Annotated in this window: 28 protein-coding genes; 13 read left to right on the plus strand and 15 right to left on the minus strand. The window is 59.6% G+C overall.

Going from position 1 to position 25,821, the window contains the following annotated elements:
* Nucleotides 1-10 precede the first annotated feature (10 nt).
* The gene (gene znuA, locus ABIA48_RS14640; RefSeq protein WP_429489531.1) at nt 11-931 is read right to left on the minus strand and encodes a zinc ABC transporter substrate-binding protein ZnuA; all 921 of its coding nucleotides are present in this window, start codon (nt 929-931) and stop codon (nt 11-13) included.
* 66 nt (nt 932-997) lie between these two features.
* On the opposite strand from znuA, the gene zur reads away from it, so the two are divergent.
* The 7 genes from zur to ABIA48_RS14675 all read left to right on the plus strand — a co-directional run bounded on the left by zur (nt 998) and on the right by ABIA48_RS14675 (nt 6,630).
* Nucleotides 998-1,480, plus strand: a complete 483-nt coding sequence (zur, locus tag ABIA48_RS14645) for a zinc uptake transcriptional repressor Zur (RefSeq protein ID WP_429489533.1) — start codon at nt 998-1,000, stop codon at nt 1,478-1,480.
* Complete coding sequence (znuC, locus tag ABIA48_RS14650) at nt 1,480-2,265, plus strand: zinc ABC transporter ATP-binding protein ZnuC (RefSeq protein ID WP_007989407.1); 786 nt, start codon at nt 1,480-1,482, stop codon at nt 2,263-2,265. Before zur ends, znuC begins: the two co-directional genes overlap by 1 nt.
* Nucleotides 2,258-3,046, plus strand: a complete 789-nt coding sequence (znuB, locus tag ABIA48_RS14655; RefSeq protein ID WP_007989405.1) for a zinc ABC transporter permease subunit ZnuB — start codon at nt 2,258-2,260, stop codon at nt 3,044-3,046. Before znuC ends, znuB begins: the two co-directional genes overlap by 8 nt.
* Nucleotides 3,047-3,083: 37 nt before the next feature.
* The gene (locus ABIA48_RS14660; protein WP_429489536.1) at nt 3,084-3,800 is read left to right on the plus strand and encodes a PA5502 family lipoprotein; all 717 of its coding nucleotides are present in this window, start codon (nt 3,084-3,086) and stop codon (nt 3,798-3,800) included.
* Between the two features lie 317 nt (nt 3,801-4,117).
* Nucleotides 4,118-5,125, plus strand: a complete 1,008-nt coding sequence (locus ABIA48_RS14665) for a methionine ABC transporter ATP-binding protein (RefSeq protein ID WP_429489538.1) — start codon at nt 4,118-4,120, stop codon at nt 5,123-5,125.
* On the plus strand, nt 5,125-5,799 hold the full coding sequence (locus tag ABIA48_RS14670; RefSeq protein ID WP_108231796.1) for a methionine ABC transporter permease: 675 nt from the start codon (nt 5,125-5,127) through the stop codon (nt 5,797-5,799). Before ABIA48_RS14665 ends, ABIA48_RS14670 begins: the two co-directional genes overlap by 1 nt.
* A 60-nt stretch (nt 5,800-5,859) precedes the next feature.
* Complete coding sequence (locus ABIA48_RS14675) at nt 5,860-6,630, plus strand: MetQ/NlpA family ABC transporter substrate-binding protein (protein WP_429489540.1); 771 nt, start codon at nt 5,860-5,862, stop codon at nt 6,628-6,630.
* Nucleotides 6,631-6,804: 174 nt separating this feature from the next.
* Here ABIA48_RS14675 and ABIA48_RS14680 read toward each other — a convergent pair whose 3' ends face one another.
* Genes ABIA48_RS14680 through ABIA48_RS14700 form a run of 5 tightly spaced genes read right to left on the minus strand, consistent with a single transcriptional unit; the run spans nt 6,805 to nt 10,704 of the window.
* Entirely contained in the window at nt 6,805-7,440 is a 636-nt protein-coding gene (locus tag ABIA48_RS14680) for an SCO family protein (RefSeq protein ID WP_007986170.1), read from the minus strand.
* The gene (gene cyoE, locus ABIA48_RS14685; RefSeq protein ID WP_310055220.1) at nt 7,437-8,336 is read right to left on the minus strand and encodes a heme o synthase; all 900 of its coding nucleotides are present in this window, start codon (nt 8,334-8,336) and stop codon (nt 7,437-7,439) included. The genes ABIA48_RS14680 and cyoE overlap by 4 nt, the downstream gene beginning before the upstream one ends.
* Nucleotides 8,324-9,394, minus strand: coding sequence for a COX15/CtaA family protein (locus tag ABIA48_RS14690; RefSeq protein WP_429489543.1), 1,071 nt, complete (start codon nt 9,392-9,394; stop codon nt 8,324-8,326). Before ABIA48_RS14690 ends, cyoE begins: the two co-directional genes overlap by 13 nt.
* A 10-nt stretch (nt 9,395-9,404) precedes the next feature.
* A complete protein-coding gene (locus ABIA48_RS14695) occupies nt 9,405-9,998 on the minus strand; it encodes a hypothetical protein (protein WP_429489545.1) in 594 nt (197 codons plus the stop codon).
* Nucleotides 9,964-10,704, minus strand: a complete 741-nt coding sequence (locus tag ABIA48_RS14700) for an SURF1 family protein (RefSeq protein ID WP_429489547.1) — start codon at nt 10,702-10,704, stop codon at nt 9,964-9,966. The genes ABIA48_RS14695 and ABIA48_RS14700 overlap by 35 nt, the downstream gene beginning before the upstream one ends.
* Before the next feature lie 71 nt (nt 10,705-10,775).
* On the opposite strand from ABIA48_RS14700, the gene ABIA48_RS14705 reads away from it, so the two are divergent.
* Nucleotides 10,776-10,979, plus strand: a complete 204-nt coding sequence (locus tag ABIA48_RS14705; RefSeq protein ID WP_007969817.1) for a twin transmembrane helix small protein — start codon at nt 10,776-10,778, stop codon at nt 10,977-10,979.
* A gap of 36 nt (nt 10,980-11,015) precedes the next feature.
* Here the strand turns inward: ABIA48_RS14705 and ABIA48_RS14710 are convergent, their stop codons facing one another.
* The 4 genes from ABIA48_RS14710 to coxB form a co-directional block, all read right to left on the minus strand.
* Entirely contained in the window at nt 11,016-11,903 is an 888-nt protein-coding gene (locus ABIA48_RS14710) for a cytochrome c oxidase subunit 3 (protein WP_429489549.1), read from the minus strand.
* 25 nt (nt 11,904-11,928) lie between these two features.
* A complete protein-coding gene (locus ABIA48_RS14715) occupies nt 11,929-12,480 on the minus strand; it encodes a cytochrome c oxidase assembly protein (RefSeq protein ID WP_007986182.1) in 552 nt (183 codons plus the stop codon).
* A gap of 117 nt (nt 12,481-12,597) precedes the next feature.
* Nucleotides 12,598-14,190: a cytochrome c oxidase subunit I gene (ctaD, locus tag ABIA48_RS14720; protein WP_007992209.1), complete on the minus strand. Its 1,593-nt coding sequence runs from the start codon at nt 14,188-14,190 to the stop codon at nt 12,598-12,600.
* An 82-nt stretch (nt 14,191-14,272) separates the two neighbouring features.
* Nucleotides 14,273-15,400, minus strand: coding sequence for a cytochrome c oxidase subunit II (gene coxB, locus ABIA48_RS14725; RefSeq protein WP_429489552.1), 1,128 nt, complete (start codon nt 15,398-15,400; stop codon nt 14,273-14,275).
* A gap of 370 nt (nt 15,401-15,770) precedes the next feature.
* Here coxB and ABIA48_RS14730 point away from each other — a divergent pair, with 370 nt between their 5' ends.
* Nucleotides 15,771-16,421: a hypothetical protein gene (locus ABIA48_RS14730; RefSeq protein WP_429489554.1), complete on the plus strand. Its 651-nt coding sequence runs from the start codon at nt 15,771-15,773 to the stop codon at nt 16,419-16,421.
* A gap of 109 nt (nt 16,422-16,530) precedes the next feature.
* On the opposite strand, the gene ABIA48_RS14735 is transcribed toward ABIA48_RS14730, so the two are convergent.
* The 3 genes from ABIA48_RS14735 to ABIA48_RS14745 form a co-directional block, all read right to left on the minus strand.
* Complete coding sequence (locus ABIA48_RS14735; RefSeq protein WP_429489555.1) at nt 16,531-18,057, minus strand: SulP family inorganic anion transporter; 1,527 nt, start codon at nt 18,055-18,057, stop codon at nt 16,531-16,533.
* Between the two features lie 90 nt (nt 18,058-18,147).
* Nucleotides 18,148-18,879 carry a carbonic anhydrase gene (locus ABIA48_RS14740; RefSeq protein ID WP_007992201.1) on the minus strand — a complete coding sequence of 244 codons (732 nt, stop codon included), beginning with the start codon at nt 18,877-18,879 and terminating at the stop codon, nt 18,148-18,150.
* Nucleotides 18,880-19,122: 243 nt separating this feature from the next.
* Complete coding sequence (locus tag ABIA48_RS14745) at nt 19,123-20,181, minus strand: PA0069 family radical SAM protein (protein WP_007992199.1); 1,059 nt, start codon at nt 20,179-20,181, stop codon at nt 19,123-19,125.
* A gap of 228 nt (nt 20,182-20,409) precedes the next feature.
* Between ABIA48_RS14745 and ABIA48_RS14750 the strand changes: the two genes are divergently transcribed.
* Nucleotides 20,410-20,712, plus strand: coding sequence for a hypothetical protein (locus ABIA48_RS14750; protein ID WP_429489558.1), 303 nt, complete (start codon nt 20,410-20,412; stop codon nt 20,710-20,712).
* A 687-nt stretch (nt 20,713-21,399) separates the two neighbouring features.
* Nucleotides 21,400-22,044, plus strand: a complete 645-nt coding sequence (locus ABIA48_RS14755) for a dual specificity protein phosphatase family protein (protein ID WP_429489560.1) — start codon at nt 21,400-21,402, stop codon at nt 22,042-22,044.
* Nucleotides 22,045-22,081: 37 nt separating this feature from the next.
* Here ABIA48_RS14755 and ABIA48_RS14760 read toward each other — a convergent pair whose 3' ends face one another.
* Together ABIA48_RS14760 and prlC are read right to left on the minus strand one after the other, a co-directional pair.
* Complete coding sequence (locus tag ABIA48_RS14760) at nt 22,082-22,369, minus strand: YheV family putative zinc ribbon protein (RefSeq protein WP_429489562.1); 288 nt, start codon at nt 22,367-22,369, stop codon at nt 22,082-22,084.
* Nucleotides 22,366-24,417, minus strand: a complete 2,052-nt coding sequence (prlC, locus tag ABIA48_RS14765) for an oligopeptidase A (RefSeq protein ID WP_429489564.1) — start codon at nt 24,415-24,417, stop codon at nt 22,366-22,368. Before prlC ends, ABIA48_RS14760 begins: the two co-directional genes overlap by 4 nt.
* 88 nt (nt 24,418-24,505) lie before the next feature.
* Here prlC and ABIA48_RS14770 point away from each other — a divergent pair, with 88 nt between their 5' ends.
* On the plus strand, nt 24,506-25,051 hold the full coding sequence (locus ABIA48_RS14770) for a gamma carbonic anhydrase family protein (RefSeq protein ID WP_429489566.1): 546 nt from the start codon (nt 24,506-24,508) through the stop codon (nt 25,049-25,051).
* A 25-nt stretch (nt 25,052-25,076) separates the two neighbouring features.
* Nucleotides 25,077-25,727, plus strand: a complete 651-nt coding sequence (locus ABIA48_RS14775) for an HAD family hydrolase (RefSeq protein ID WP_429489568.1) — start codon at nt 25,077-25,079, stop codon at nt 25,725-25,727.
* Nucleotides 25,728-25,821: the final 94 nt, after the last annotated feature.

A 25,821-nucleotide genomic window follows, 5' to 3' on the forward strand; every position in this document is an offset into this window, starting at 1 on the left:
TTGGTGTCGGTTACAACGACTCCAGGCACCCCGCCAGATCATTCCCCAATTTCTCCAGCACCTGCTCATAACCCTGGGCAGTCGCCGGTGTGTACCCGCCCAGCGCATCCAGTTCCGCCAGCTTCACCGGCAAACCCGCCACCAGGGTTTCTGCCAGGCGCGGACGCAGCGGTGGCTCGCTGAACACACAGGTCTTGCCGACTTCCTGCAAACGCGTACGCATCGCCGCGACATGCTGGGCACCGGGTTGCACTTCGGCCGCGACGCTGAACACACCCACGTGCTTGAGGCCGTAGGCGTCTTCGAAGTAATCGAACGCTTCGTGAAACACGAAGTAGGGTTTGCCCTGAACATCGGCCAGGCGTTTCTTCAGGCGCGCATCCAATGCATCGAGACGTTCGTCGAAGGCTTTCAGATTGCTCTGATAGCGCGCGGCATTGTCAGGATCGGCGGCACTCAGGTCGGTCGCCATTTTCGTCGCGATGACCCGGGCGTTAACCGGTGACAGCCACAGGTGCGCATCCAGGCTGCCCGGGCGGTGATCATGATCATGTTCGTCGGCTTCTTCGGCGTGGGAGTGGCTATCTTCGGCAAAACGGCGCAGTTTCATGCCCGGCAAATCCTGCACCGCGACGCTAGGTAGCGTACGACCGCTGAGCACGCGTGGCAGGAAACCTTCCATGTCCGGGCCGATCCAGTACAGCAGGTCTACCGATTGCACCTTGCGCACGTCGGAGGGGCGCAACGCATAGTTATGCGGCGAGGCGCCGGGTGGCAGCAAAACCTCCGGAATCGCCACGCCGTCCTGCACCGCCGCGGCGATTAACTGCAGGGGCTTGATGCTGGTAAGGACCTTGACCTCGGCTTGCGCCGAACCGATCAGCAGAAAACTTGCGATAAATGCGACAAAGATAGAAAAAAGTCGGGACACGATGACCACTCGAAGAGGCGAGAACGGGTAACATAATAACGTCTCTCACAAAACTCGTCGCCGCTCATGCTAAAAACACCGATTGCCAGCCGTCCCCACGACCACTCACATTGCGTTCACAGCGCTTTGTCCGACGCCGATGCCCTGTGCGCACGTCAAGGCCTGCGCCTGACCGCATTGCGCCGGCGGGTGCTGGAACTGGTATGGCAAAGCCACAAGCCCCTGGGTGCCTACGACATTCTCGCGGTCCTCAGTGAGCAGGACGGTCGCCGCGCCGCGCCGCCGACGGTGTATCGCGCGTTGGATTTCCTGCTGGAAAACGGCCTGGTCCATCGGATTTCCTCGCTCAACGCCTTCATCGGCTGCAATCACCCGGAACATGCTCACCAGGGTCAGTTCCTGATCTGCCGCGTGTGCCACGCCGCGATCGAACTTGAGCAAAAATCCATCAGCGACGCGATCATCGCCAGTGCCAGGGATGTCGGGTTTGTCGTCGAAGGCCAGACCGTCGAAGTGATCGGTCTCTGCTCGGGTTGCCAGGGGGCTTGATGAGCAACGCGCTAATCCGTCTTGAGCAGGTTGCGGTCACGTTCGCCGGGCAACCGGTGCTGGACAACATCGAGTTGAGCGTCGAGCCGGGGCAGATCGTGACCCTGATCGGCCCCAACGGCGCCGGTAAAACCACCCTGGTGCGTGCCGTGCTCGGCCTGTTGAAACCAGACAGCGGCAGCGTTTGGCGCAAGCCGAAACTACGGGTCGGTTACATGCCGCAAAAACTTCACGTCGATCCGACCCTCCCTCTGTCGGTCCTGCGTTTCTTGCGCCTGGTGCCGGGCGTGGACCGGGCGATGGCCTTGGCGGCGCTCAAGGAAGTCGGCGCCGAACAGGTGATCGACAGCCCGGTGCAAAGCGTTTCCGGTGGCGAAATGCAACGCGTGTTGCTGGCCCGGGCCTTGTTGCGCGAACCGGAACTGCTGGTGCTTGACGAACCGGTACAGGGTGTCGACGTGGCCGGCCAGGCTGAGCTGTACAGCCTGATCACCCGTCTGCGCGACCGCCACGGTTGCGGCGTGCTGATGGTCTCCCATGATCTGCATCTGGTGATGAGCACCACGGATCAGGTGGTTTGCCTCAATCGTCATGTCTGCTGTTCCGGCCATCCCGAACAAGTCAGCGGCGATCCGGCTTTCGTCGAGCTGTTCGGAAAAAACGCACAAAGCCTGGCGATTTATCACCACCATCACGACCACGCTCACGACTTGCATGGCTCGGTGGTCAAGGCGCCCGCGTCGGGCCAACCCCATGTGCACGGAGATAGCTGCAAGCATGGCTGATTTTCTACTTTACGCCCTGCTTGCAGGCCTGGCCCTGGCCGTCGTCGCAGGCCCATTGGGGTCTTTCGTGGTCTGGCGGCGCATGGCCTATTTCGGCGACACCCTGTCCCACGCCGCATTGCTCGGCGTGGCCCTGGGCTTCCTGCTGGATGTCAGCCCGACCGTTGCCGTGACCGTTGGCTGCTTGCTGTTGGCGGTGTTGCTGGTGACTTTGCAACAACGCCAGCCGCTGGCGTCCGACACACTTCTGGGAATTCTTGCACCCAGCACGCTCTCCCTGGGCCTGGTGGTACTAAGCTTCATGCACGAAGTGCGGATCGACCTGATGGCCTATCTGTTCGGCGACCTGCTGGCGATCAGTCCGACCGATCTGGCCTGGATTCTTGGCGGCAGCGCTGCGGTTCTGGTGTTGCTGGTTACATTGTGGCGCCCATTGCTGGCGATCACCGTGCATGAAGAACTGGCCAGGGTCGAAGGTTTGCCCGTGGCGGGATTGCGCCTGGCGCTGATGCTGTTGATCGCCGTGGTGATTGCCGTGGCGATGAAAATCGTCGGCGTGTTGCTGATCACTTCGTTGCTGATCATCCCGGCCGCTGCGGCGCAACGTCACGCCCGCTCGCCGGAACAGATGGCACTGGGCGCGAGCCTGCTGGGCATACTCGCCGTGTGTGGCGGGCTGGCACTGTCCTGGTTCAAGGACACCCCGGCCGGCCCGTCAATTGTAGTGACGGCCGCCGTGCTGTTTCTGCTGAGTTTTGTTCTGCCCCGTCGAGGGGTGTAGACTTGCTCGTTTTTTGCGCAAATAGAGAGTCGCAGGAATGAAGTCGTTCGCCTCCCGTTATCTGCTCCTTGTCGCATTTTCTTTGCTGCTGGGTGCCTGCCAAAGCACGCCACCGGCGGCCACCGAGGCTGCCGATGCACGGGCCGCGGCCATCGTACAGCTGGAACAAAACATCGCCGGCGATGAACTGGCCACCGCCGAAGACCAGTTGGCAGCCTTGCAGGCCGAATCGCCCAACGATGCGTCCCTTGAGCAATACCAGCGGCAACTGGCCGAAGCCTACCTGCGCCGCAGCCAGATCGTGCTGCAAAAGGGTGACGTGGATGCCGCCGCGACCGCCCTGAGCCGTGCCCGCTCGTTAATGCCTAAGGCTCCGGCACTGACCGGCGGAGTCAACGGCTCGATTGCCGAGGCGCGCAAGGCCGAACTGGAAAAAGCCGAAGCCGCCCTCAAGGCTGCCGAAGCCAAGCCCAAAGCCAAGGTCATCGATCTGTCGGCTGAAAGCACCACGGTCGCGCTGAACATCAACGACATGGGCAAACTGCGTCGCCAACTGGATGCGATCGCCGCCGATGTGGTGAATTTTCAGTGCGACGTGAGCATTCAGGCGCCGCGCACCAACGATTACCCTTGGCTGGCTAATTTGCTGACCAAACGGGTGAACAAGCTCGATCCTGAGTTTGATCTGAAGCTGGAACGGCAGATTCTGCGCAGTGTTCCGGCGCAGATGGTCCTGACGCCTCGCAAATCTTAAAAGCATCGCGAGCAAGCTCGCTCCCACAGGGTTTCGGGTGGCCCACACATTTTGTGGTCAGCACTTCTCTACTGTGGGAGCGAGCTTGCTCGCGATGGCGGTCGCTCTAGTTCCGCAGATTTTCCGGCCGGAATCGCCTTGGCCCTCGCCTCCCTCTCCAAAACTCAGCCGTTCCTTTTTTCTGACCTTTGATCGCGTTATTGCCAAATGACAGGACAAATGCGAAATAAATGCTAAGAACCTCTATACGGACAGGCTAAAATGCGCGCCCGGCTAACCGCTGATCCTTTTCTAACGCGCCCCACAAGGTTCGCTACGTGATCGAGTTTCAAAACGTCCACAAAACCTACCGCGTCGCCGGTAAGGAAATCCCCGCCCTGCATCCGACCAGTCTGACGATTGAGAACGGCCAGGTTTTTGGCTTGATCGGTCATTCCGGTGCAGGAAAAAGTACCCTTCTGCGTCTGATCAATCGCCTGGAAAACGCCAGTGGCGGCAAGATCACCGTCGACGGTGAAGAAGTCACCGCCCTCGATGCCAACGGCCTGCGCCGCTTCCGTCAACAGGTCGGGATGATTTTCCAGCATTTCAACCTGCTGGCCTCCAAGACCGTGGCCGACAACGTCGCGCTGCCCCTGACCCTGGCCGGCGAGCTGTCGCGCAGCGAGATTGATTCGCGCGTGGCCGAGTTGCTGGCGCGGGTCGGTTTGTCCGACCACGCGAAAAAGTACCCGGCGCAATTGTCCGGCGGGCAAAAACAGCGTGTGGGCATTGCCCGCGCCCTGGCGACCAAGCCAAAAATCTTGCTGTGCGACGAAGCCACCAGCGCCCTCGACCCGCAGACCACCGCATCGGTTCTGCAGTTGCTGGCCGAGATCAATCGTGAGCTGAAACTGACCATCGTATTGATCACCCACGAGATGGACGTGATCCGCCGGGTCTGCGACCAGGTCGCAGTGATGGATGCCGGCGTGATCGTCGAGCAAGGCTCGGTGGCCGAGGTGTTCCTGCATCCGAAGCACCCGACCACCAAGCGCTTCGTGCAGGAAGACGAGCAAATCGACGAAAACGAACAGCGTGACGACTTCGCTCACGTGCCGGGGCGCATCCTGCGTCTGACCTTCCAGGGCGAAGCGACCTACGCGCCGTTGCTGGGCACCGTCGCCCGCGAAACCGGCGTGGACTACAGCATCCTGGCCGGTCGTATCGACCGCATCAAAGACGTCCCTTACGGGCAACTGACCCTGGCTGTCACTGGCGGTGACATGGAAGCGGCCTTTGCCCGCTTCACCGCGGCCGACGTCCACATGGAGGTGCTGCGCTAATGGAAGCCCTGACAAGTTTCTTCGCCAATATCGACTGGTTCGAAATCTGGCTGGCCACTGGCGACACCCTGCTGATGCTCGGCGGTTCGCTGTTGTTCACCGTGCTGCTCGGCTTGCCGCTGGGTGTGCTGCTGTTCCTGTGCAGCCCGCGCCAGTTGCTGGAAGCCAAAGGCGTCTACGCGATGCTGTCGCTGGTGGTGAACATTCTGCGCTCGCTGCCGTTCATCATCCTGTTGATCGTGATGATTCCGTTCACCGTGTTGATCACCGGCACATCCCTGGGTGTCGCGGGGGCGATCCCGCCGCTGGTGGTGGGTGCCACGCCGTTCTTCGCCCGTCTGGTGGAAACCGCCCTGCGTGAAGTGGATCGCGGCATCATCGAAGCGACCCAGGCCATGGGCGCGACCACGCGGCAGATCATCACCAACGCGTTGTTGCCGGAGGCGCGTCCGGGCATCTTCGCAGCGATTACGGTGACAGCCATTACACTGGTGTCCTACACGGCGATGGCCGGTGTCGTGGGTGCCGGTGGTCTGGGCGACCTGGCGATCCGCTTCGGTTACCAGCGTTTCCAGACCGATGTGATGGTCGTGACAGTGGTATTGCTGCTGGTATTGGTCCAGGTGCTGCAAACCTTCGGCGACAAATTGGTCGTCCACTTTTCCCGTAAGTAAGACATGAGCCGGCCATTCGCTGGCAGGCGCCAAACGGGCGCCTCACAAGGAGTTAGCTGAATGAAAAAACTACTCGTGGCCTTCGCGGCCGTTGCCGCGTTCTCTGCCCACGCTGAAACCCTGACCGTCGCGGCCACCCCGGTACCACACGCCGAGATCCTCGAATTCGTGAAACCGACCCTGGCCAAAGAAGGCGTGGACCTGAAGGTCAAAGTCTTCACCGACTACATCCAGCCGAACGTACAGGTCGCGGAAAAGCGCCTGGACGCCAACTTCTTCCAGCACCAGCCGTACCTGGATGAGTTCAACAAGGCCAAGGGCACCAATCTGGTTTCCGTGGCCGGCGTGCACCTGGAACCCCTGGGCGCTTACTCCAGCAAGTACAAGACCCTCGCCGAGCTGCCTGGCGGTGCCACCGTGGTCATCCCGAACGATGCCACCAACGGCGGCCGTGCATTGTTGCTGCTGGCCAAGGCCGGCGTGATCAAGTTGAAGGATTCGCACAACATCCTGTCGACCGTGAAGGACATCACCGAGAACACCAAGGACCTGAAAATCCGTGAGCTGGAAGCCGCCACCATCCCGCGCGTGCTGACCCAGGTCGACCTGGCGCTGATCAACACCAACTACGCGCTGGAAGCCAAGCTCGATCCGGCCAAAGATGCGCTGGTGATCGAAGGCAGCGACTCGCCGTACGTGAACATCCTGGTTGCCCGTTCGGACGACAAGGACAGCGAAGCGATGAAGAAACTGGTCGCTGCCCTGCACAGCCCGGAAGTGAAAGCGTTCATTCTCGAGAAGTACAAAGGCGCGGTCGTGCCGGCGTTCTGACCGACTGAAAGCAACAAAAAAGGGGCGCATCGAATGCGCCCCTTTTTTGTGCCAGAAACACCGCCCCCTTGTGGGAGCGAGCTTGCTCGCGATGGCGGTGTATCAGTCAATGTAGATGTTGAATATTACGGCCTCATCGCGAGCAAGCTCGCTCCCACAGGTTTAGCGGTGTCTTTAGTTGCGCTTGAGCATCACCGGCAACTGTGCCACCAGCTTCGCATTATTCAAAGGCGCCCGAATAAACCCGCGCTGCGTGCCGTCCGGCCCGAGCACCGCAAGGTTGCCGCTGTGGTCGACGGTGTAGTTTGGCTTGTTGGTGTCCGCCGGAATGAATGGAATGCTCACCGCGTTGGCGACCTTTTGCAGCTCATCGGTCGACGCCGGGGTCAGGCCAATGAACTGCGGGTCGAAGTAGCCCAGGTACTGCTTGAGCTGCTTGGGTGTGTCGCGATTGGGGTCAATGCTGACCAGCACGATCTGCAGCTTATCCACGGCTTCTGGCGGCAACTCGCTCTTGATCTGCCGCAGTTGGGCGAGGGTGGTCGGGCAAATGTCCGGGCAGAAGGTATAGCCGAAGAACAGCAGGCTCCACTTGCCTTTCAACTCATTGATCATGACCGGCTGGCCGTCCTGATTGGTCATCGTCACGTCCGGCAGATTACGGCTCTGCGGCAGCAAAATGATGCCGGCGTCGATCAGCGCCGTCGGATCACCCTGGTTTTTCCCGGACAGTACCTTATTGACGGTCAGGCCCAGGATCAGCGCGATCAGGGCGACGAGAATGAAGACGGTTTTCTGGGTTCGAGTCATAGGATCAACAGTAAGTAGTGGTCTACAAGCAGGGCGATAAACAGCAGGAACAAGTAGTAAATAGAGTACTTGAACGTGCCGATCGCCGCATGCGGCCGAGTGCCACGGTACAACACCACGGCCCATTGCAGAAATCGCCCGCCCAGCCCGAGTGCGCACACCAGATAGAGCGTGCCGCTCATGTGGATCACATAAGGCATCAGGCTGACGGCGAGCAGCGCGAAGGTATAAAGCAGGATATGAATCTTGGTGTAGTGCTCGCCGTGGGTGACGGGCAGCATCGGGATGTCGGCCTTGGCGTATTCCTCCTTGCGGTGAATCGCCAGTGCCCAGAAATGCGGCGGGGTCCAGGCGAAGATGATCAGCACCAGCAGCAGCGGTTCGGCGCTGACGTGACCGGTGGCGGCAGTCCAGCCGAGCAATGGCGGTGCGGCACCGGCCAGACCACCGATGACGATGTTCTGCGGAGTCGCGCGCTTGAGGAATCCGGTGTAGATCACCGCATAGCCGAGCAACGAGGCGAGGGTCAGCCACGCGGTCAGCGGGTTGGTAAACGCCAGCAGCATGGCTTGCCCGAGGGCTGCCAATACCAGTGCGAACGTCAGCGCGGCGGTCGGCGAAACCCGGCCTTCGGCGAGCGGCCGTTTGTGGGTGCGCGCCATCACCGCGTCGATGCGCCGGTCCACCACATGATTGACCGCCGCCGCGCCACCGGCACACAGGGCGATGCCCAGGTTGCCGAAGATCAGCACCGTCCACGGCACCCCGGCGCGGGTTGCGAGGAACATCCCCACCAGTGAAGTGATGAGCATCAGCACCACGACTTTGGGTTTGGTCAGTTCCAGGTAGTCACGCCAGATCGCTTGACTGGGACGTTCGCCGATCAGAATCGCCATGGCATTTCTCCTTTTATTGTTATGGGCCCGGCTGAGTGTTTACGCGGGCTGAAGTGCCAGCGCGCTTGCTTGACCCGGACCAGACTGGTTCGGGCGTGATAATTGACCAGTACCATGGTCAGCAATAGCGCGGCGCCGCCGGCGTTATGTGCAACGGCCACCGGCAGCGGCAGATGAAACAGCACGTTGCTGATGCCCAGGGTGATTTGTGCGCCAAGGGCGATCAGCACCAGGCCTGCCAGGCGCGTCATGCCGACCGCCTTCAATTGCCAGGCCAGACCGAGCAATACCAGGGTGACCAGCAACGCGCCGATGCGATGGGTCAGGTGAATCGCCGTACGGGCGTCGCTGTCCAGTTGCCCGCCCAGATAGTTCGGGCCGATGTGTTGGGTCAGGTGAAAGCCATTAGCGAAGTCCATGGGCGGCAACCACTGGCCGTGACAGGTCGGGAAGTCGATGCAGGCCACGGCGGCATAGTTGGAACTGACCCAGCCACCGAGGGCGATTTGCCCGATCACCAGCAGCAGCCCCGCCGTCGCCCAGTACTGCAAGCGTCGTGGCACGGTCAGCGCCGGCAGTACGCCGGACAGGCGCAAGGTCAACAGAAACAACAGGCTCAAGGTCGCGAAGCCGCCAAGCAAATGCCCGGTGACCACCTGCGGCCAGAGTTTGAGCGTTACCGTCCACATACCGAATGCGGCCTGGCCAAGGACCACCGCCAGCAGGAACAACGGCAACTTCACCGGTTGCCCCGGATGGCGGCGATGCACCCACGCACGACCGGCCAACACCGCGATCAACATCCCCAGCGTGCCGGCGAAGTAGCGGTGGATCATCTCGTTCCAGCCCTTGTGGGCCTCGACCGGAGCGTCCGGGAAATGCAATTCGGCATGGGCCAGCTGGGCTTCGCTTTTCGGTACGCTGACGAAGCCGTAGCAGCCAGGCCAGTCCGGGCAGCCGAGGCCGGCGTGGGTCAGGCGGGTGTAGGCGCCCAGCAACACCACAATCAGTGCCAGCAAGGTGGCAAACAACGCGAGGCGAAATCCAGGTTTGGCCATGACGATGCCCTTATCCGATGTTCGACAGTTTCAGCAGGTGACGCAGATCGTTGAGCAGGTCCTTACCCTTCACCGACGGGTCGTAGCGCAGCACCAGATTGCCGTGAGGGTCGATGATCCACAGGTGCGGCGCGTCATTGCCCTGAGCGCCTTTAATGTAGGTCGGCAAGTCCAGTGAATAGCGTTGCAACTGCGGGTACTCGCGTTGAAGTTTAGTCTCGTAATCGCTGTTCAGCGTCTGCGCGGCGGCCAACGCATGGCTGGCGCGGGACGCATCGCGGCCGAGGCTGATCTGGATTTGCCGCGCCAGATACACCAGTTGCTGGCAGTCCACCGCGCAATCCTTGGGCGCCGTCACCAGAATCTGCCAGCGATCGTCCTGCGCCTGTACGCCAATATCGGCGCGGGTCTGGCCGTTGCCGATCAGTTCGCCGTGATAACTGCGGCCCTCAGGCACCCAGAAATTCAGCTTGTACATGCCGGTGGCGAGGATCATCGGACCGATCACCCCGAAAAGTATCAGCAGCAGTTGCAAGCGGCCCTTGCGCCGGTTCACCGACGGTTTCGCCTCAGACATGCTGGGTGGATTCATGGCCGCTCCCATGGTGTTTCTCCTTTGCGTTGTGCCAGCCGAGATACAGATAAAGACCGAACAGGGCGATCGCCATGGCGAACCACTGCACGGCATAAGCGATGTGTTTTTCCGGGCCCGTGGCGACCACCGGCCAGTCGGCCTGATAAGTGGCAGGGCCGGTTTCGGCGCGCAGCTCAAAGGCAAAGCCGTCACGGTTCAGCGCACGCCATAGTTTGCCCGGGGCGACTGCTGTCACCAGTTGTGGCCAGGTGGTGCTGTCGGGATCGGCATGCAACTGAAAAGTGGCGCCGGGGGAAACGTAAACCCAGGCATCGAGACTGACGGCTTGCGCAGGTGTAGTGAATTGCGGTGGAGTGCGCCGGTCCGGCCAGGGCAGCCAGCCGCGATTGACCAGCAGCCAGAGCCCGCTCGCCCGGTCCTGGAACGGCTGCAGCAGTTCGACCCCGACTTTGCCGTCGCGTTGACGGTTATCCAGTAACAGGCTGTGGGCGGCATCGAATTCGCCATGCAGGCGCACCCGGCGGAAGGCCGGATCCTGGGTGTGTTGCAGCTCAATGCTGAGCATCGGCTCGGCGGCCCGGCGCTCGGCGTAGGTTTGCAGCAGTGCGCTTTTCTCCGCGCCCCGGCTCAATTGCCAGAACCCCAGGGACACCAGCAATGGCAGCAACAGCGCCACCACCAGCGTTGGCACGATACCCGGCCGAAAGCGCTTCATGGCATCGCCAGAAAGTCGGTCATCGCGATAGCTATACTTAAGTGCATCGCTTGTCCCCCCGGAGTCTCACCATGCTCAAAGCAGCCATCGTCCTGATGCTGATTGCCACGGTTGTCAGCCTGTTCAGCGGCCTGTTTTTTCTGGTCAAGGACGACAGCCGCTCAAACCGCCTCGTCATTGCCTTGAGTGTGCGTGTCACGCTGGCCGCCATTACCCTCGGTCTGATCACCTGGGGCTTTTTCAGCGGCCAGTTGGTTTCTCATGCCCCATGGTAGTTGTAGGAGCGAGCAAGCTCGCTCCTACACGCTGCTCTAAAGCACATAGACGAAAACGAATAGCCCGATCCACACCACATCCACGAAGTGCCAGTACCAGCTCGCCGCTTCGAAGCCGAACTGGTGATCGATGTCGAAGTGCCCGCGCATGATCCGCATCAGCATCACGAACAGGATGATGGTGCCGATGGTCACGTGGGCACCGTGGAACCCGGTGAGCATGAAGAACGTCGCGCCGTAGATGCCCGAACCCAGGGTCAGACCCAGCTCGTGGTAGGCGTGCATGTACTCTTCAGCCTGGAAAGTGAGAAACCCGCAGCCCAGTAATACGGTAAGCGCCAGCCACAATTTCAGTGCGCCGCGATGGCCCTTTTTCAAGGCATGGTGGGCGATGGTCACCGTGACGCTGGAGCTCACCAGCAACACGGTATTGAGCAGCGGCAGGCCCCAGGGGCTGATGACTTCCTTGGGTGGCGGGAACAGTTTCGAGTCGGGGTTGTTCAACAACGGCCAGACGAATTCGAAGTTCGGCCACAGCATGTGCGCGATGCCCTTGGCACCGTCACCGCCGAGGGCCGGGCCGGAAATGTTACGCACATAAAACAGTGCACCGAAGAAGGCGATGAAGAACATCACCTCCGAGAAAATGAACCAACTCATACCCCAGCGAAACGAGCGATCCATTTGCGCGCTGTACAGACCGCCGCGACTTTCCTTGATCACCGTGCCAAACCAGCCGAACAGCATGTAGGCCAGCAGCAACCCACCGACGAAAAAGATCAGCGGCCCGTGGGATTCCGGGCGTGCCGCTTTCAGATCGTTGAACCAGGTGGCCAGGCCGTACACGGTGGTGACCATGCCGAGCGTGGCGATGATCGGCCATTTGCTCTGGGCGGGAACGTAATAATGTTCATGAGTTGCCATTTATTGTTCTCCTTATCGGGCACGCTCAGCCGCCAGTGTTTACAGCTACCGGTGGATGTCGGGCGGTGATATCGAACAGCGTGTAAGACAGCGTCAGGTGCTTCACATCCTTGGGCATGTCACGGTCAACGATGAAACGTACCGGCATCTCGATCCGTTGACCGGGCTGCAGCACTTGCTGGGTAAAGCAGAAACATTCGGTCTTGTGGAAGTACGCCGCCGCTGCGCTGGGCGCGATGCTCGGCACTGCCTGGGCGCTCATCGGGCGGTCGGTGGGGTTATGCGCAATGAAGATCATCTCGTTCACTGCCCCAGGGTTGGCCGTCAGCTCCTCACCCTTGGGATAGAAATCCCAGGGCATGTCGGCGGTGTTGGTCGACAGAAACTGCACGCGCACCTGCCGAGAGGTGTCGACCGTCTGCTCACCCTCGTACTGCCCGGCGGTCTTGCCATTGATGCCGAAGGCTTTGCACATCACGTCGTAGATCGGCACCAGCGCAAACCCGAACACGAACATCGCCCCCACAACCAGCAACAGGCGGGTAACCAGTTTCCTCAACGAAATCGAGTCAGCCATGATTGCAAACCTCCACACCAAACCCTGTGGGAGCGAGCTTGCTCGCGATAGCGGTGTATCTGGCACACCGGGTTGGCCCTATCGCGAGCAAGCTCGCGCCCACAGAAGGGCAGGTGTTCATTTCACTTCCGGCGGCGTGGTGAAGGTGTGATACGGCGCCGGCGACGGGATGCTCCATTCCAGGCCTTCGGCTCCATCCCACGGCTTGGCCGGTGCCGGAGGGCCGCCGCGAATGGTCTTGATCACGATGAACAGGAAGAAGATCTGCGTTGCACCGAACATGAATGCGCCGATCGACGACACCATGTTGAAGTCGGCGAATTGCAGGTTGTAGTCCGGGATCCGTCGCGGCATGCCCGCCAACCCCACGAAGTGCATCGGGAAGAAGGCCATGTTCATGCCGATGAACGACAGCCAGAAATGCAGCTTGCCAAGGGTTTCGTCGTACATATGGCCGGTCCATTTCGGCATCCAGTAGTAGGCCGAGGCGAAGATCCCGAAGATTGCCCCCGGCACCAGCACATAGTGGAAGTGCGCGACCACAAAGTAGGTGTCCTGGTACTGGAAGTCCGCCGGGGCAATGGCCAGCATCAGCCCGGAGAAACCGCCGATGGTGAACAGGATCACGAACGCCACGGCGAACAGCATCGGCGTCTCGAACGTCAGCGAGCCTTGCCACATGGTGCTGGCCCAGTTGAACACCTTCACGCCCGTTGGTACCGCAATCAGCAGCGTGGCGTACATGAAGAACAGCTCGCCCACCAGCGGAATGCCGACCACGAACATGTGGTGCGCCCAGACGATGAACGACAGGAACGCGATACTCGCCGTGGCGTAGACCATCGACGTGTAGCCGAACAATGGCTTGCGCGAGAACGCCGGAATGATCGAGCTGACGGCACCGAAGGCCGGCAGGATCATGATGTACACCTCGGGGTGGCCGAAGAACCAGAACACATGCTGGAACAGCACCGGGTCACCGCCACCGGCGGCGCTGAAGAAGCTGGTGCCGAAGTGGATGTCCATCAGCATCATCGTCACGCAACCGGCCAGCACCGGCATCACTGCGATCAGCAGGAAAGCGGTGATCAGCCAGGTCCAGACGAACAGCGGCATTTTCATCAGCGTCATGCCGGGGGCGCGCAGATTGAGGATGGTGGCGATCACGTTGATCGCGCCCATGATCGAACTGATCCCCATCAAGTGAATGGCGAAGATGAAGAAGGTCACGCTTTCCGGCGCGTAGGTGGTCGACAGCGGCGCGTAGAACGTCCAGCCGAAGTTCGGTCCGCCGCCGGGAGTGAACAGGGTCGATACCAGCAAAAGAAACGCCGCCGGCAGCAGCCAGAAGCTAAAGTTGTTCATCCGTGGCAACGCCATGTCCGGTGCGCCGATCATCAGCGGAACCATCCAGTTGGCGAGGCCGACGAAGGCCGGCATCACCGCGCCGAAGACCATCACCAGACCGTGCATGGTGGTCATCTGGTTGAAGAATTCCGGCTGGACGATTTGCAGCCCCGGCTGGAACAGCTCGGCGCGAATCACCATGGCGAACGAGCCGCCGAGCAGGAACATGGAAAATGCAAACCACAGGTACAGCGTGCCGATGTCCTTGTGGTTGGTGGTCAGCACCCAACGCATCAGGCCTTTGGCGGGACCGTGGGCGTGGTCGGTGGCGGTATGAACATGTTCATCGATTACAGCAGTCATGTCCTGTCTCCTGCAAACTGATGGGCTGGGCGGGCCGGGGCAAGCTGTCCCGAGCGGTTCCTTGAGTACGCAATAGACCGGGTCATTTGCTTTCCGCCTGTTTCAGCTCCAGCACTTCTTTAGGCGTGACCATGTCGCCCTTGTTGTTGCCCCAGGCGTTACGTTCATAGGTCACAACCGCTGCAATATCGACTTCCGAGAGTTGTTTGCCGAACGCCGCCATGGCGGTGCCAGGCTTGCCGTGGAAGACAATGCTCAGGTGTGCGTCTTTCGGCCCGGTGGCGATTTTCGAACCCTTGAGTGCCGGGAACATCGGCGGCAGGCCCTGGCCTTCGGCCTGGTGACAGGCCACGCAGGTGGTGTGATAGATCTTGTCGCCGCGATCCTTGAGCTCATCGAGCGTCCATTCCTTGCTGGTCAGCTCTTTGAGTTGCGCGACCTCGACCTTGCGATCGGCCAGCCATTTTTCGTAATCGGCCTTTTCCTTGACCTCGACCACGGTCGGCATGAAGCCGTGATCCTTGCCGCACAACTCGGCGCACTGGCCACGGTAGATGCCGGGCTTGTCGATGCGGGTCCAGGCCTCATTGACGAACCCGGGAATCGCATCGCGCTTGACCGCAAAAGCCGGCACCCACCAGGAGTGGATCACGTCGGCGGAGGTCACCAGGAAGCGCACCTTGGTACCGACCGGCAGCACCAATGGCTTGTCGACTTCGAGCAGGTAGTGCTCGCCCTTGGTTTCCTTGTTGTGGATTTGATCCTGGGGGGTGGTCAGGTTGCTGAAGAACTCGACGTCCTGGCCCAGGTATTTGTAGTGCCACTTCCACTGGTAGCCGGTGACCTGGATATCGATTTCCGGCTCGCTGGCGTCGTACATCTTGATCAGCGTCGCAGTGGCGGGAACCGCCATGGCCACCAGGATCAGGAAGGGCACGATGGTCCAGAGGATTTCGACGGTGGTGCTTTCATGAAATTTGGCGGCCACCTGCCCGGTCGAGCGGCGGTGGAGAATCATCGACCAGAACATGGCACCGAAAACGATGATGCCGATCACCACACAGATCCAGAAAATGGTCATGTGCAGGTCGAATACTGCGTGACTGATTTCAGTCGCTCCAGGCGCCATATTCACAGTCCAGGCCGCTTGCGCCTGGCTGAAAATCGACCACAACAGGAGGCCCATCCAGACATGTGGATGTCGCATCATTGCGGGTTCCCCTTATCGTTCTTGTTATCCCGCCGGCTTTCACCTGCGGCAAGGGAGCGGCTGCATCAGACTACGAACTTGAATCGCCGTGCCTTGCTGCATATGCAGTCGGGCGTCATCAGCTAACTCCATTCCAACCCGAGTATAGACAGCACCTCTGACCTCGCAACGCGAAGGCGTAAATCATCTGAAACAGCATTAACTTGCTTTGCAGGGCACGAATGGAGAAGGATGCAGACGAGTGGTGGCTAATCGATATAACGGGTCTGTCTCAAGGATGAAATAATTATGACAAATGCGTCTTAGCATTTTTCGTAAGCCAGCTAAGTTATGTCTTCCCTATTTCATTGCCTTGTTTCCTGGAGTTTTCATGAACACCGCCGCATTGCGCGAGCAGATCCAACAAGCCCAACAACACGAAGCCGAGACCGGCCTGCTGACGCGTCAGCTGGAAAGTAAACTGCCTCACCTTCACCCGGCGATCCAATTGCCGCAGACCGATACCAACGGCGTACTGACGCGGTTTGTCGCCGCCTACATCGAAGAAGTGCCCGATCTGCTGGATGCAGCCAATGAGGTCGCCAGGGAAGCGGGCATTGAGTCACAGATCAAACCGGTGCTGAATATCGCCGAGCAGTACTTCCTCCAGCCGCCAGCCATCATGGCCGGCCATGTCGGGCTCGACAGCCTGCTGGATGAAGCCTATCTGGCGCACCGGTTTGTCGAAGAGGTCAACGACCTGTACATCAAACATTTCGGCCAGCCACTGATCCCCCTGGACATGACTGTCGCCAACCTGATTGCTCACCAATTGATCGGTGAGGAATTTGCCAACCAACTGGATGAAGTAGTGCATCACGCCTTTGACGAGATGCTTAACGACGAAAGTTTCGCACTGGAGTCCGTGGAAGCCTACCGTGAGAAGCTCAACAGCCCGGACACCGGCGCCGCGTGGAAACGCTGGCCGTGCATGTCCCGCCGTTTGGGCGTAGGCCTGGAACTGGATCAGCCGGCGGCTTGATCCCTGAAACCTGTGGGAGCGGGCTTGCTCGCGAATACGGTCAATCATTCAACGTTGATGTCGACTGACACGCCGCTTTCGCGAGCAAGCCCGCTCCCACACAGGTACCTCAGCCAGCCGCGCCGACGCCGGTATTGGTCCGCACCCGCCCCTCAAGCCGACGCTTCAATCCCCGCGATTCAATCAACAGCTTCGACCCCTTGGCCGCATTCGCCCGATCCCATTCCTCCAGTAACTCCAGACACGAGTGATCGATGTAGCTCAAATTGTTGAGTGGCACATGCACCGTAGTGCCCGGCGCAATGCTGTCCAGCACCCGGGTCAGCGCCGGCACTTTCAGGAAAGTCGCCGCGCCCACCAGGCGCAATTCCATTTCCCCTTCCCGAGGCAGGTCGATCAGGCTGATCTTCAAGCGCGAGGCTTTCAGCGCCAGTTTCACCAGCGTCAGGCCGAAGCCAATCAACACGCCAGTCAGCAGGTCCGTGAAAACGATGGCCAGCGCAGTTGCCGCGTAAGTGAACATCGGCGCCCGGCCATACCGGCCCAATCCGCGAAAGACCTTGAGGTCTACCAGTTTGAAACCGGTATACACCAGCACACCCGCCAGGCTCGCCACCGGAATGCTTTGCAGGACACTGGACAGCAACAACACGAACGCCAGCAGCCACAGGCCGTGGAAAATGGTCGAAAACCGCGTGGTTGCTCCGGCCTGAACATTCGCCGAACTGCGCACGATAACGCCGGTCATCGGCAATGCCCCAAGCAGGCCACACAGCATGTTGCCGATACCTTGCGCCGACAACTCCCGGTCAAAGTCCGAACGCTGGCCGCTGTGCATGCGATCAACCGCCGCGGCCGAGAGCAAGGTTTCGGCGCTCGCGATGAAGGCCACGGCAAACGCGGCGATCAGTAAGGTCGGATCCGCCAGGTTGAGCAGATCCGCCGGTTTCAGCCAGTCGATGGCCTCCGCCAAATTGGCCGGTACCTCAACCCGTTTGACCTGCAACGCCAGCACCAGGCTGGCAAGCGTGGCCAGACCGACACCCAGTAGCGCCCCGGGAATGAAGCGCAGGGATTGCGGACGGAGTTTTTCCCACAGCCACATGACGGCAATCGTCGACAAGCCGAGCAAGCCAGCTTGCCAGCCAACCGTGGGCAACGCCTGAGCCAGTACCGCCGGGAAGGCCGCAAGGTTATCCAGGCCCGAGGGTTTGGGCACGGCATCCAGCATCACATGCACCTGAGACAGGACGATCAGCACGCCAATCCCGGCCAGCATGCCGTACACCACCGCCGGCGCCGTCACCCGAAACCAGCAGCCCAGCTTCAAACGACCGGCCAACAGTTGCAGCAAACCCGCCAGCACCAGAATGGGCCCGAGCATGGCGATGCCGTGTTGGCGGACCAGTTCGAATACCAGAACCGCCAGGCCCGCCGCCGGGCCGCTGACTTGCAACGGCGAGCCGGCCAACCAACCGACAACCAGACCACCGATGATCCCGGTGATCAGACCTTTGGCCGGCGGCAGGCCCGAGGCAATCGCAATGCCCATGCACAGGGGCAGGGCGACCAGAAACACAACCACCGAAGCCAGCAGCTCCCGTGGCAGAACAGCTTTGAGTCGAGCAGCACGCATGGTGAGTCTCCCGAAGTTTTCTTCAGGCATGGCAAAGCCAGGCTGCCTGAACGGCAGCCTCGGCTGAACCACACAACGATTTAGGAGGATTTAAAAGCGCGCTTTGGGCGTCGCTACGGGAATTGGCAGGCTGCCATTAAGCGGCAGGAAACAGCCTTTATCGGCGTCGTAGGCTTTGATTTCGCTGGTTTCGATGTTGTAGACCCAGCCGTGAATGAACAACTGACCGTTGGCCATGCGCGAGGCCACCGACGGATGGGTGCGCAGATGCTGCAACTGGGCGATCACATTCTCTTCGGTGAGGATGTGCATGCTTTCGCTTTCGCTGGAGCAGTTGCAGTTCTCCTGCACCATGGTCTTGGCCACTTCGGCATGACGCAGCCAGGCTTTGACCGTGGGCATTTTTTCCAGGCTTTGCGGGTTGAGCACCGCACGCATGGCGCCGCAATCGGAATGCCCGCAAATGATGATGTGATGCACCCCCAGAGCCAGTACGGCGTACTCGATGGCCGTGGAAACACCACCGTTCATTTGCCCGTAAGGCGGTACGACGTTACCGACATTGCGCGTCACGAACAGATCGCCGGGGGAGCTTTGGGTGATCAATTCGGGAACGATGCGCGAATCGGCGCAAGCGATGAACATCGCTCGCGGCCGCTGGGCCGTGGCGAGTTTCTTGAAGAGTTCTTCCTGCTGGGGAAAGATCTCATGATGAAAATGCAAAAAGCCGTCAACGATATGCTGCAACGCTGCATCGGCGGTTTCCGCCTCGGGTTCGGGCGAAGCCGATGCAGCCAACGGCTGTTTATCCTTATCACTCATGATTCATCCTCATTGACGGGCTCAGGGAGCCATCCCGTGTTGTCCGGTGTGAAGCCAGTGGCTGGTTGAAAAACATCCAGGTCAAACAGCTCGACCCATCAGTCACTCGATGAACAAGTTAGCGACCGAATCTTAATTCAAACTGAATGAAACGCTCTAGGACGTGTGTTCCAGGTCACAAAAAACGTGACCAGCCTAATGCGTGAGCGCGCTCCTCAGTACTCAACCATAGGCCAATTGTCCTCAAATCAACGACATCTGGCGACCCGGCGGACAAAAGGCGTCGCAATCCAGGTTAAAGCCTTCCCGTCGATTGAGCCCCAGGCGCTTGATGGTTTTGGCAAAGCGCTGTGCCAGCAGGTCGGCGAAGGGGCCTTCGCCGCGCATTCGAGCGCCAAAGCGGCTGTCGTAGAGTTCACCGCCACGGCTCTGGCGAATCAGGCTCAACACATGCGCCGCCCGTTGCGGATAGTGGGCGCCCAGCCATTCTTCGAACAGCGGCGCCACTTCCAGCGGCAGGCGCAACATCATGTAAGCAGCGCTTTGCGCCCCGGCCGCATGGGCCTCGGCGAGCAGGCTTTCGAGCTCACTGTCGTTGATCATCGGAATCATCGGTGAACACAGCACGCCCACCGGAATGCCTGCATCGCGCATGACCCTGATCGCCCGCAACCGGGCCTTGGGCGCTGCGGCGCGGGGTTCGAGGATGCGCTTGAGTTCGTCGTCCAGGGTGGTCAGGCTGATCATTACCGCCACCAGTCTTTGGCTGGCAAGCTCGGTCAGCAGGTCCAGGTCGCGAAGAATCAGCGAGCCCTTGGTGACGATGGTCACCGGGTGCCGGTAACGCAGGAGTACCTCGAGGGTTTGCCGGGTGATCTTGTATTCACGCTCGATCGGCTGATACGGATCGGTGTTGGAACCGAGGTTGATCGGTGCACATTGATAGCCACGCTTGGACAGCTGCGCCTCCAGCACATCCACGGCGTTGGTCTTGGCGATCAGTTTTGTTTCGAAATCCAGCCCTGGTGACATGTCCCAATAGGCGTGACTGGGGCGCGCATAGCAATAAATGCAACCATGCTCGCAGCCGCGATAGGGATTGATCGAACGGTCGAAGGGCAAATCCGGCGATGTGTTACGGGTAATGATGGTTTTCGCCGTTTCAATACGCACCTCGGTGCCTTGGGTGAGCGGTACTTCCTGGTACCAGCCGTCGTCCTCTGCCACCGAATGGCTGGGGGCGAAGCGGTTGTGCGGATTGGTCGCGGTGCCGCGGCCACGGGGAGGCAGAGAGCTGATCATCGGCGTAGTCCTGTATCTGTATATCCATACAGTAACCGACGTCGCACCTGGCGACCAGTACCGCTCAGACCTTCAATTGACAGTTGGGCTGTTGTCATGAACTTACTTGTTCAATAAATGAAGAGAAAACTAAGGAAACATATAGTCAGTGGCTGGACTCAATACCCGCCCGTATATTCAACCCAACAAGCAACACCCTCAACAGCAAACAAATAAAAGGATTTATTAATGTCTTTCTTCAATCAGCGCGGCATCTTTCTGCAACTCCTGCAACCGGGTCCTTCGGAGCCCAATACACTGGTTTCGCTACAACTGGCTCGAAAAGAACTAAGTTGGGACGCGGAAAATGAAACCCAAGTTGAAAGTTTGGTCGACTCTGAGTTTTACACGGCTGTCTCCACAGACCGTGGAAGTTCGTTCAGTATCAAGTCCGTCGGCAAGGATGTCGATGGAGACGGGACCATCGGTGCAACCGACAAAGCCAAACTGCAGGCACTGGCCAAGGCCTACGCCAGTATCGTCAACCCTTGACTCCTGACCGCTGATTTCGGATGCATGTGGACGACTGCATGCATTCAAGATAATCACGAGGGTAAAATGCCAATACTCACCAAAACAGGCGCTTTCTTGCAACGAATGGAAATATCAAACGATGTACAAGTAATTGTAAAACCAATAGGACCAAACAACTGTTCCGACGCAACAAATCAACCAAACCGCGATACCCTCACCCACGCACCAACTCTGAAATCAATGTTAATTCAGACAGTAACATTGACGAAAAAGATATCGGCATCGTGACAGATCTCGCGCTCGCCTATTTTCATCAAACAATAATAACTTCTGAATTCGCGGGATATCTCTATCGCCTTCCTGCTGCCCCCCCGAGTTTCGAATAGGCGTCGAGATATCGGAGCTTGATGAAGACGATCAAAAATTGTACAGCCTCGATGTTCTCGAAACCGAGTCTCTGGATTCCGGCTCCCGGTTTCAAGGTGCGCGCCGTAACCCTCTGACAGGCCAAATTCATGACTACGGGACGGCCCTGGAGGCATTGCTCAAGGCATTCATCAAGTTGGAACTGTAGGCTCGGTCAGGCGTAGCGACTTTCCGGGCAGGGACTTCACGATTCTTTGACGGTCCGCTCACAGGCCTTTGACCGTGCATGCCTGATCCTTGTCAGCATCTTCCCGTCCCTTTCTGAACGGTCGCTCAAGCATGCCTCTATCACGTTTTTTATCTGCAATATGCCTGTCGCTGGTCGCACTCGTTAACCTGACACCGGCATTTGCTGACGACAGCGCGATGCACCGTCCGGCAGAATGGGCTCAACCGGTCGAGAAGCAGTACAACCTCTTTCAAATGTCGCCAACCCTCTATCGCAGCGCCTTGCCGGACAAAGGGGCGGTGCCGCTGCTGGAGAAGCTCAAGGTCGGGACGGTGATCAACTTCCTGCCTGAAGCGGACTCCAGTTGGTTGTCCACGCCGGGCATCACTCAAGTACAGCTGCCTTATCGCACCAACCACGTGGATGACGCCGATGTGCTCAAGGCCTTGCGCGCCATCAAGTCTGCCGAAGCCAAAGGCCCGGTTTTGATGCACTGCAAACACGGTTCCGACCGTACCGGCCTGATGGCGGCCATGTACCGGGTTGTCATCCAGGGCTGGACCAAGGAAGAGGCCCTGAACGAAATGACCCAGGGCGGCTTTGGTGACAGTACCCACTTCAAGGACGGCATCCGCTACATGATGCAGGCCGACGTGGAAAAACTGCGCACGGCTCTGGCCAAGGGCGATTGCAGCACCAGCCCGTTCGCCGCGTGCTCGATGAAGAGCTGGTTCAAGTCCGCTCATATCGAATAAAAAACCCCGTTGCATTGCGCAACGGGGATTTTTTCACTCAGTGCTGTTCATCAGGCTTTTTCTTCAGTTTCGGGTTGGGGAAGAACTGAACCGTCTGAACCTTGGTTTCCGGGGCTTTGGGCGCGGTGGTATTAACCCGCGTACCCAGCTCCCTGGGCACCGACAGCCCTTGTTCATTGAGTGTGTCGGAGTAACCGCAGGCCACGCACTCACGATGCGGGACCTGGTCTTCGTTCCACATCATCAACTTGTCCGGCTCGCTGCATGCCGGGCAGACCGCCCCGGCGATAAAGCGTTTTTTCGTAATCACAGGTCCCTCACTCATGCTGCCGCGCCCTCACTCAGGCCGCTGTGGCGCAAGAGTGCGTCAATCGATGGCTCACGGCCACGGAAGTCGACGAACAGCACCATCGGTTCCTGGGAACCGCCACGCGCCAGGATTGCTTCGCGGAAAGCACGACCGGTGTCGGCATTGAGCACGCCTTCTTCTTCGAACTTCGAAAACGCATCGGCCGACAGCACTTCAGCCCATTTGTAGCTGTAATAACCTGCGGCATAACCACCGGCGAAGATATGCGCAAAGCTGTTGGGGAAGCGGTTGTAAGCTGGCGGGCGCATCACAGAGACCTCGTCGCGCACGCCTTCGAGCACTTGCAGCACGCTGCGGCCGTCGCCGTGGGTCGCGTGCAACTCGAAGTCGAACAGAGAGAATTCCAGTTGGCGGACCATCATCAGGCCCGACTGGAAGTTTTTCGCCGCGAGCATTTTCCCGAGCAGGTCCTGAGGCAGCGGTTCGCCGGTTTCATAATGACCGGAAATCAGCGCCAGACCTTCCGGCTCCCAGCACCAGTTTTCCATGAACTGACTTGGCAGTTCGACAGCATCCCAGGCCACGCCGTTGATGCCGGACACACCAGCATGCTCGACGCGGGTCAGCAGGTGATGCAGGCCGTGGCCGAATTCATGGAACAGGGTGGTGACTTCGTCATGGGTCAGCAGTGCAGGCTTGCCGCTGTCGGCCGGGGTGAAGTTGCACACCAGGTTCGCCACCGGACTTTGCAGTACACCGCCAGCCGTGCGGCGACGGTCGCGTGCGCCGTCCATCCAGGCACCGCCACGCTTGTTGGCGCGGGCGTAGAGGTCGAAGAAGAAGCGGCCGACGTGCTGGCCGTTTTCCTTGATTTCAAACAGGCGCACATCCGGGTGCCAGGTGTCGAAGCCTTTGAGTTCGGCGATCTCGATGCCGTACAGGCGCTGGACGATGGCGAACAGGCCGCTGAGCACCTTGTCGATCGGGAAGTAGGCGCGCAGGGCTTCCTGGGCAACGCTGTAACGCTGTTCACGGAGTTTTTCGCCGTAGAAACCGCTGTCCCAGCTTTGCAGATCCGGGCAGCCTTGTTCGGCAGCATAGGCCTTGAGCTGTTCCAGATCCTGGACGGCGAATGGCTTGCTGCGTTTGGCCAGGTCGCGCAGGAAGGTCAGCACCTGATCGCTGGATTCGGCCATTTTGGTCGCCAGGCTCAACTCGGAGAAACTGCTGAACCCCAAGAGTTTTGCCAGTTCCTGACGCAGGTCGAGGATTTCTTCCATGACCGGTCCGTTGTCGTTCTGGCCGGCATTCGGGCCCTGGTCCGACGCACGGGTGCAGTACGCGGCATAAACCTCTTCACGCAGGGCCCGGTCCTGGGCGTAGGTCATCACCGCGTAATAGCTCGGGAATTCCAGGGTGATCAGCCAGCCGTCCAGATTCTTGGCCTGAGCCGCGGCGGCCATTTGCGCCTTGGCCGAATCGGTCAGGCCGGCGAGGGCGGCTTCATCGGTGATGTGCTTGGTCCACGCTTGAGTAGCGTCGAGCAACTGGTTGGAGAAACGGCTGCCCAGCTCGGACAGCTTGCTCTGCACTTCGGCGTAACGCTTCTGTTCGGCTTCCGGCAGGTCGATACCCGACAGACGGAAGTCACGCAGGGAGTGTTCCAGGATAGTTTTCTGCGCCACCTCGAAACCGGCGGCTTCAGGACTGCTGGCCAGGGCCTCGAAGGCCTTGAACAGTTCGCGGTTCTGGCCCAGTTCGGTGGCATAGGCGCTCAAGGCCGGCAGGCACGACTCGTAGGCTTCACGCAGTTCGGCGCTGTTGCACACGGCGTTGAGGTGGCTGACCGGGCTCCAGGCGGCGCCCAGGCGATCGTTGAGTTCATCCATCGCCAGCACCAGGCCAGCCCACGTTGGCTGTTTGGCCTGGGTCTTGAGAATCTCGACGATGGCGGCACGGTTGTCAGCCAGGATCTGTTCAATGGCCGGTTGTACGTGTTCGGCGCGGATGGCGGAGAACGGCGGCAGGTCGTAGGACTGCAAAAGAGGGTTGTTCACGCTCACGGTTGATACCTTGGCTGGAGAATCATGCAGCCATCTTAATTACAATCGACACTTACCGCAGCTATCAGCGACAGAGAGAAACCCTATCGTGAACCTTCGCAAGTATCAGAACCATACGCCGCTGCTTGGCAAAGGCGCTTTTGTCGACCGCTCGGCGGTGGTGATCGGCGACGTTGAAATCGGCGAAGACAGCTCGGTCTGGCCACTGACGGTGATCCGTGGCGACATGCACCGCATCCGCATCGGCGCGCGCACCAGCGTGCAGGATGGCTGCGTGTTGCACATCACCCATGCCGGGCCGTTCAACCCCGATGGCTTTCCGTTGCTGATTGGTAATGACGTGACCATCGCCCACAAGGTCATGCTGCATGGCTGTTCGGTGGGCAGCCGGGTGTTGATCGGCATGGGCAGCATCGTCATGGACGGCGCGGTGGTCGACGATGACGTGATTATCGGTGCCGGCAGCCTGGTGCCACCGGGCAAGCACCTGCGAAGCGGCTTCCTGTATGTGGGCAGCCCGGTGAAGCAGATCCGCCCGCTGACTGACAAGGAGCGCGCCTTTTTCACCTACAGCGCGGCGAACTACGTGAAGCTCAAGGACCTGCATCTGGCCGAAGGCTACGACTCGCTTTGATCCGGCCCCTTATTCAGGATTCAACATGCATTACCAAACCGTTTTGTTCGACCTCGATGGCACCCTGACCGACCCGCGCGAGGGCATCACCCGTTCTATCCAGTTCGCCTTGAGCAAACTGGGTATCGATGAGCCGGACCTGACCAAACTCGAACACTTCATCGGCCCGCCGCTGTTGCAGGCGTTCATGCAGTTCTACGACTTCGATGAAGCCCGCGCCTGGGAGGCGGTGAATTTTTATCGCGAGCGCTTCAAGGTCACCGGCTTGTACGAAAACCGCGTGTTCGATGGTGTCACACCGTTGCTGGAGACCCTGAGCGGACAAGGGCGGCAGCTGTACATCGCCACTTCAAAGCCGTGGGTGTTCGCCCGGGAAATCGCCCGGCATTTCGATTTTGCCAAGCACTTCAAAGTGATTTACGGCAGCGAACTGGATGGTACCCGGACCAACAAAATCGAGCTGATCGCACACCTGATGACCGAAGAAGGCCTGGACCCGGCCAACACCCTGATGATCGGCGACCGCAAGCACGACCTGATCGGCGCACGCAGCAATGGCCTGGATGCGGCGGCGGTGGGTTACGGGTTCGGCAGCCACGAAGAATTGAGCGCCGAGGCGCCGGCGTATCACTTTGAAACGCTGGCTGAGTTGCATCAGGCGTTTTTGCAGCGCTGATAAGGTCGACACAAATCAACTGTGGGAGCGGGCTTGCTCGCGAAGGCGGTGTATCAGGCAACATTAATGTCGGCTGGCACTCCCTCTTCGCGAG

This window comes from Pseudomonas sp. S30_BP2TU TE3576 (genome assembly GCF_050436025.1).
Classification (GTDB): Bacteria; Pseudomonadota; Gammaproteobacteria; order Pseudomonadales; family Pseudomonadaceae; genus Aquipseudomonas.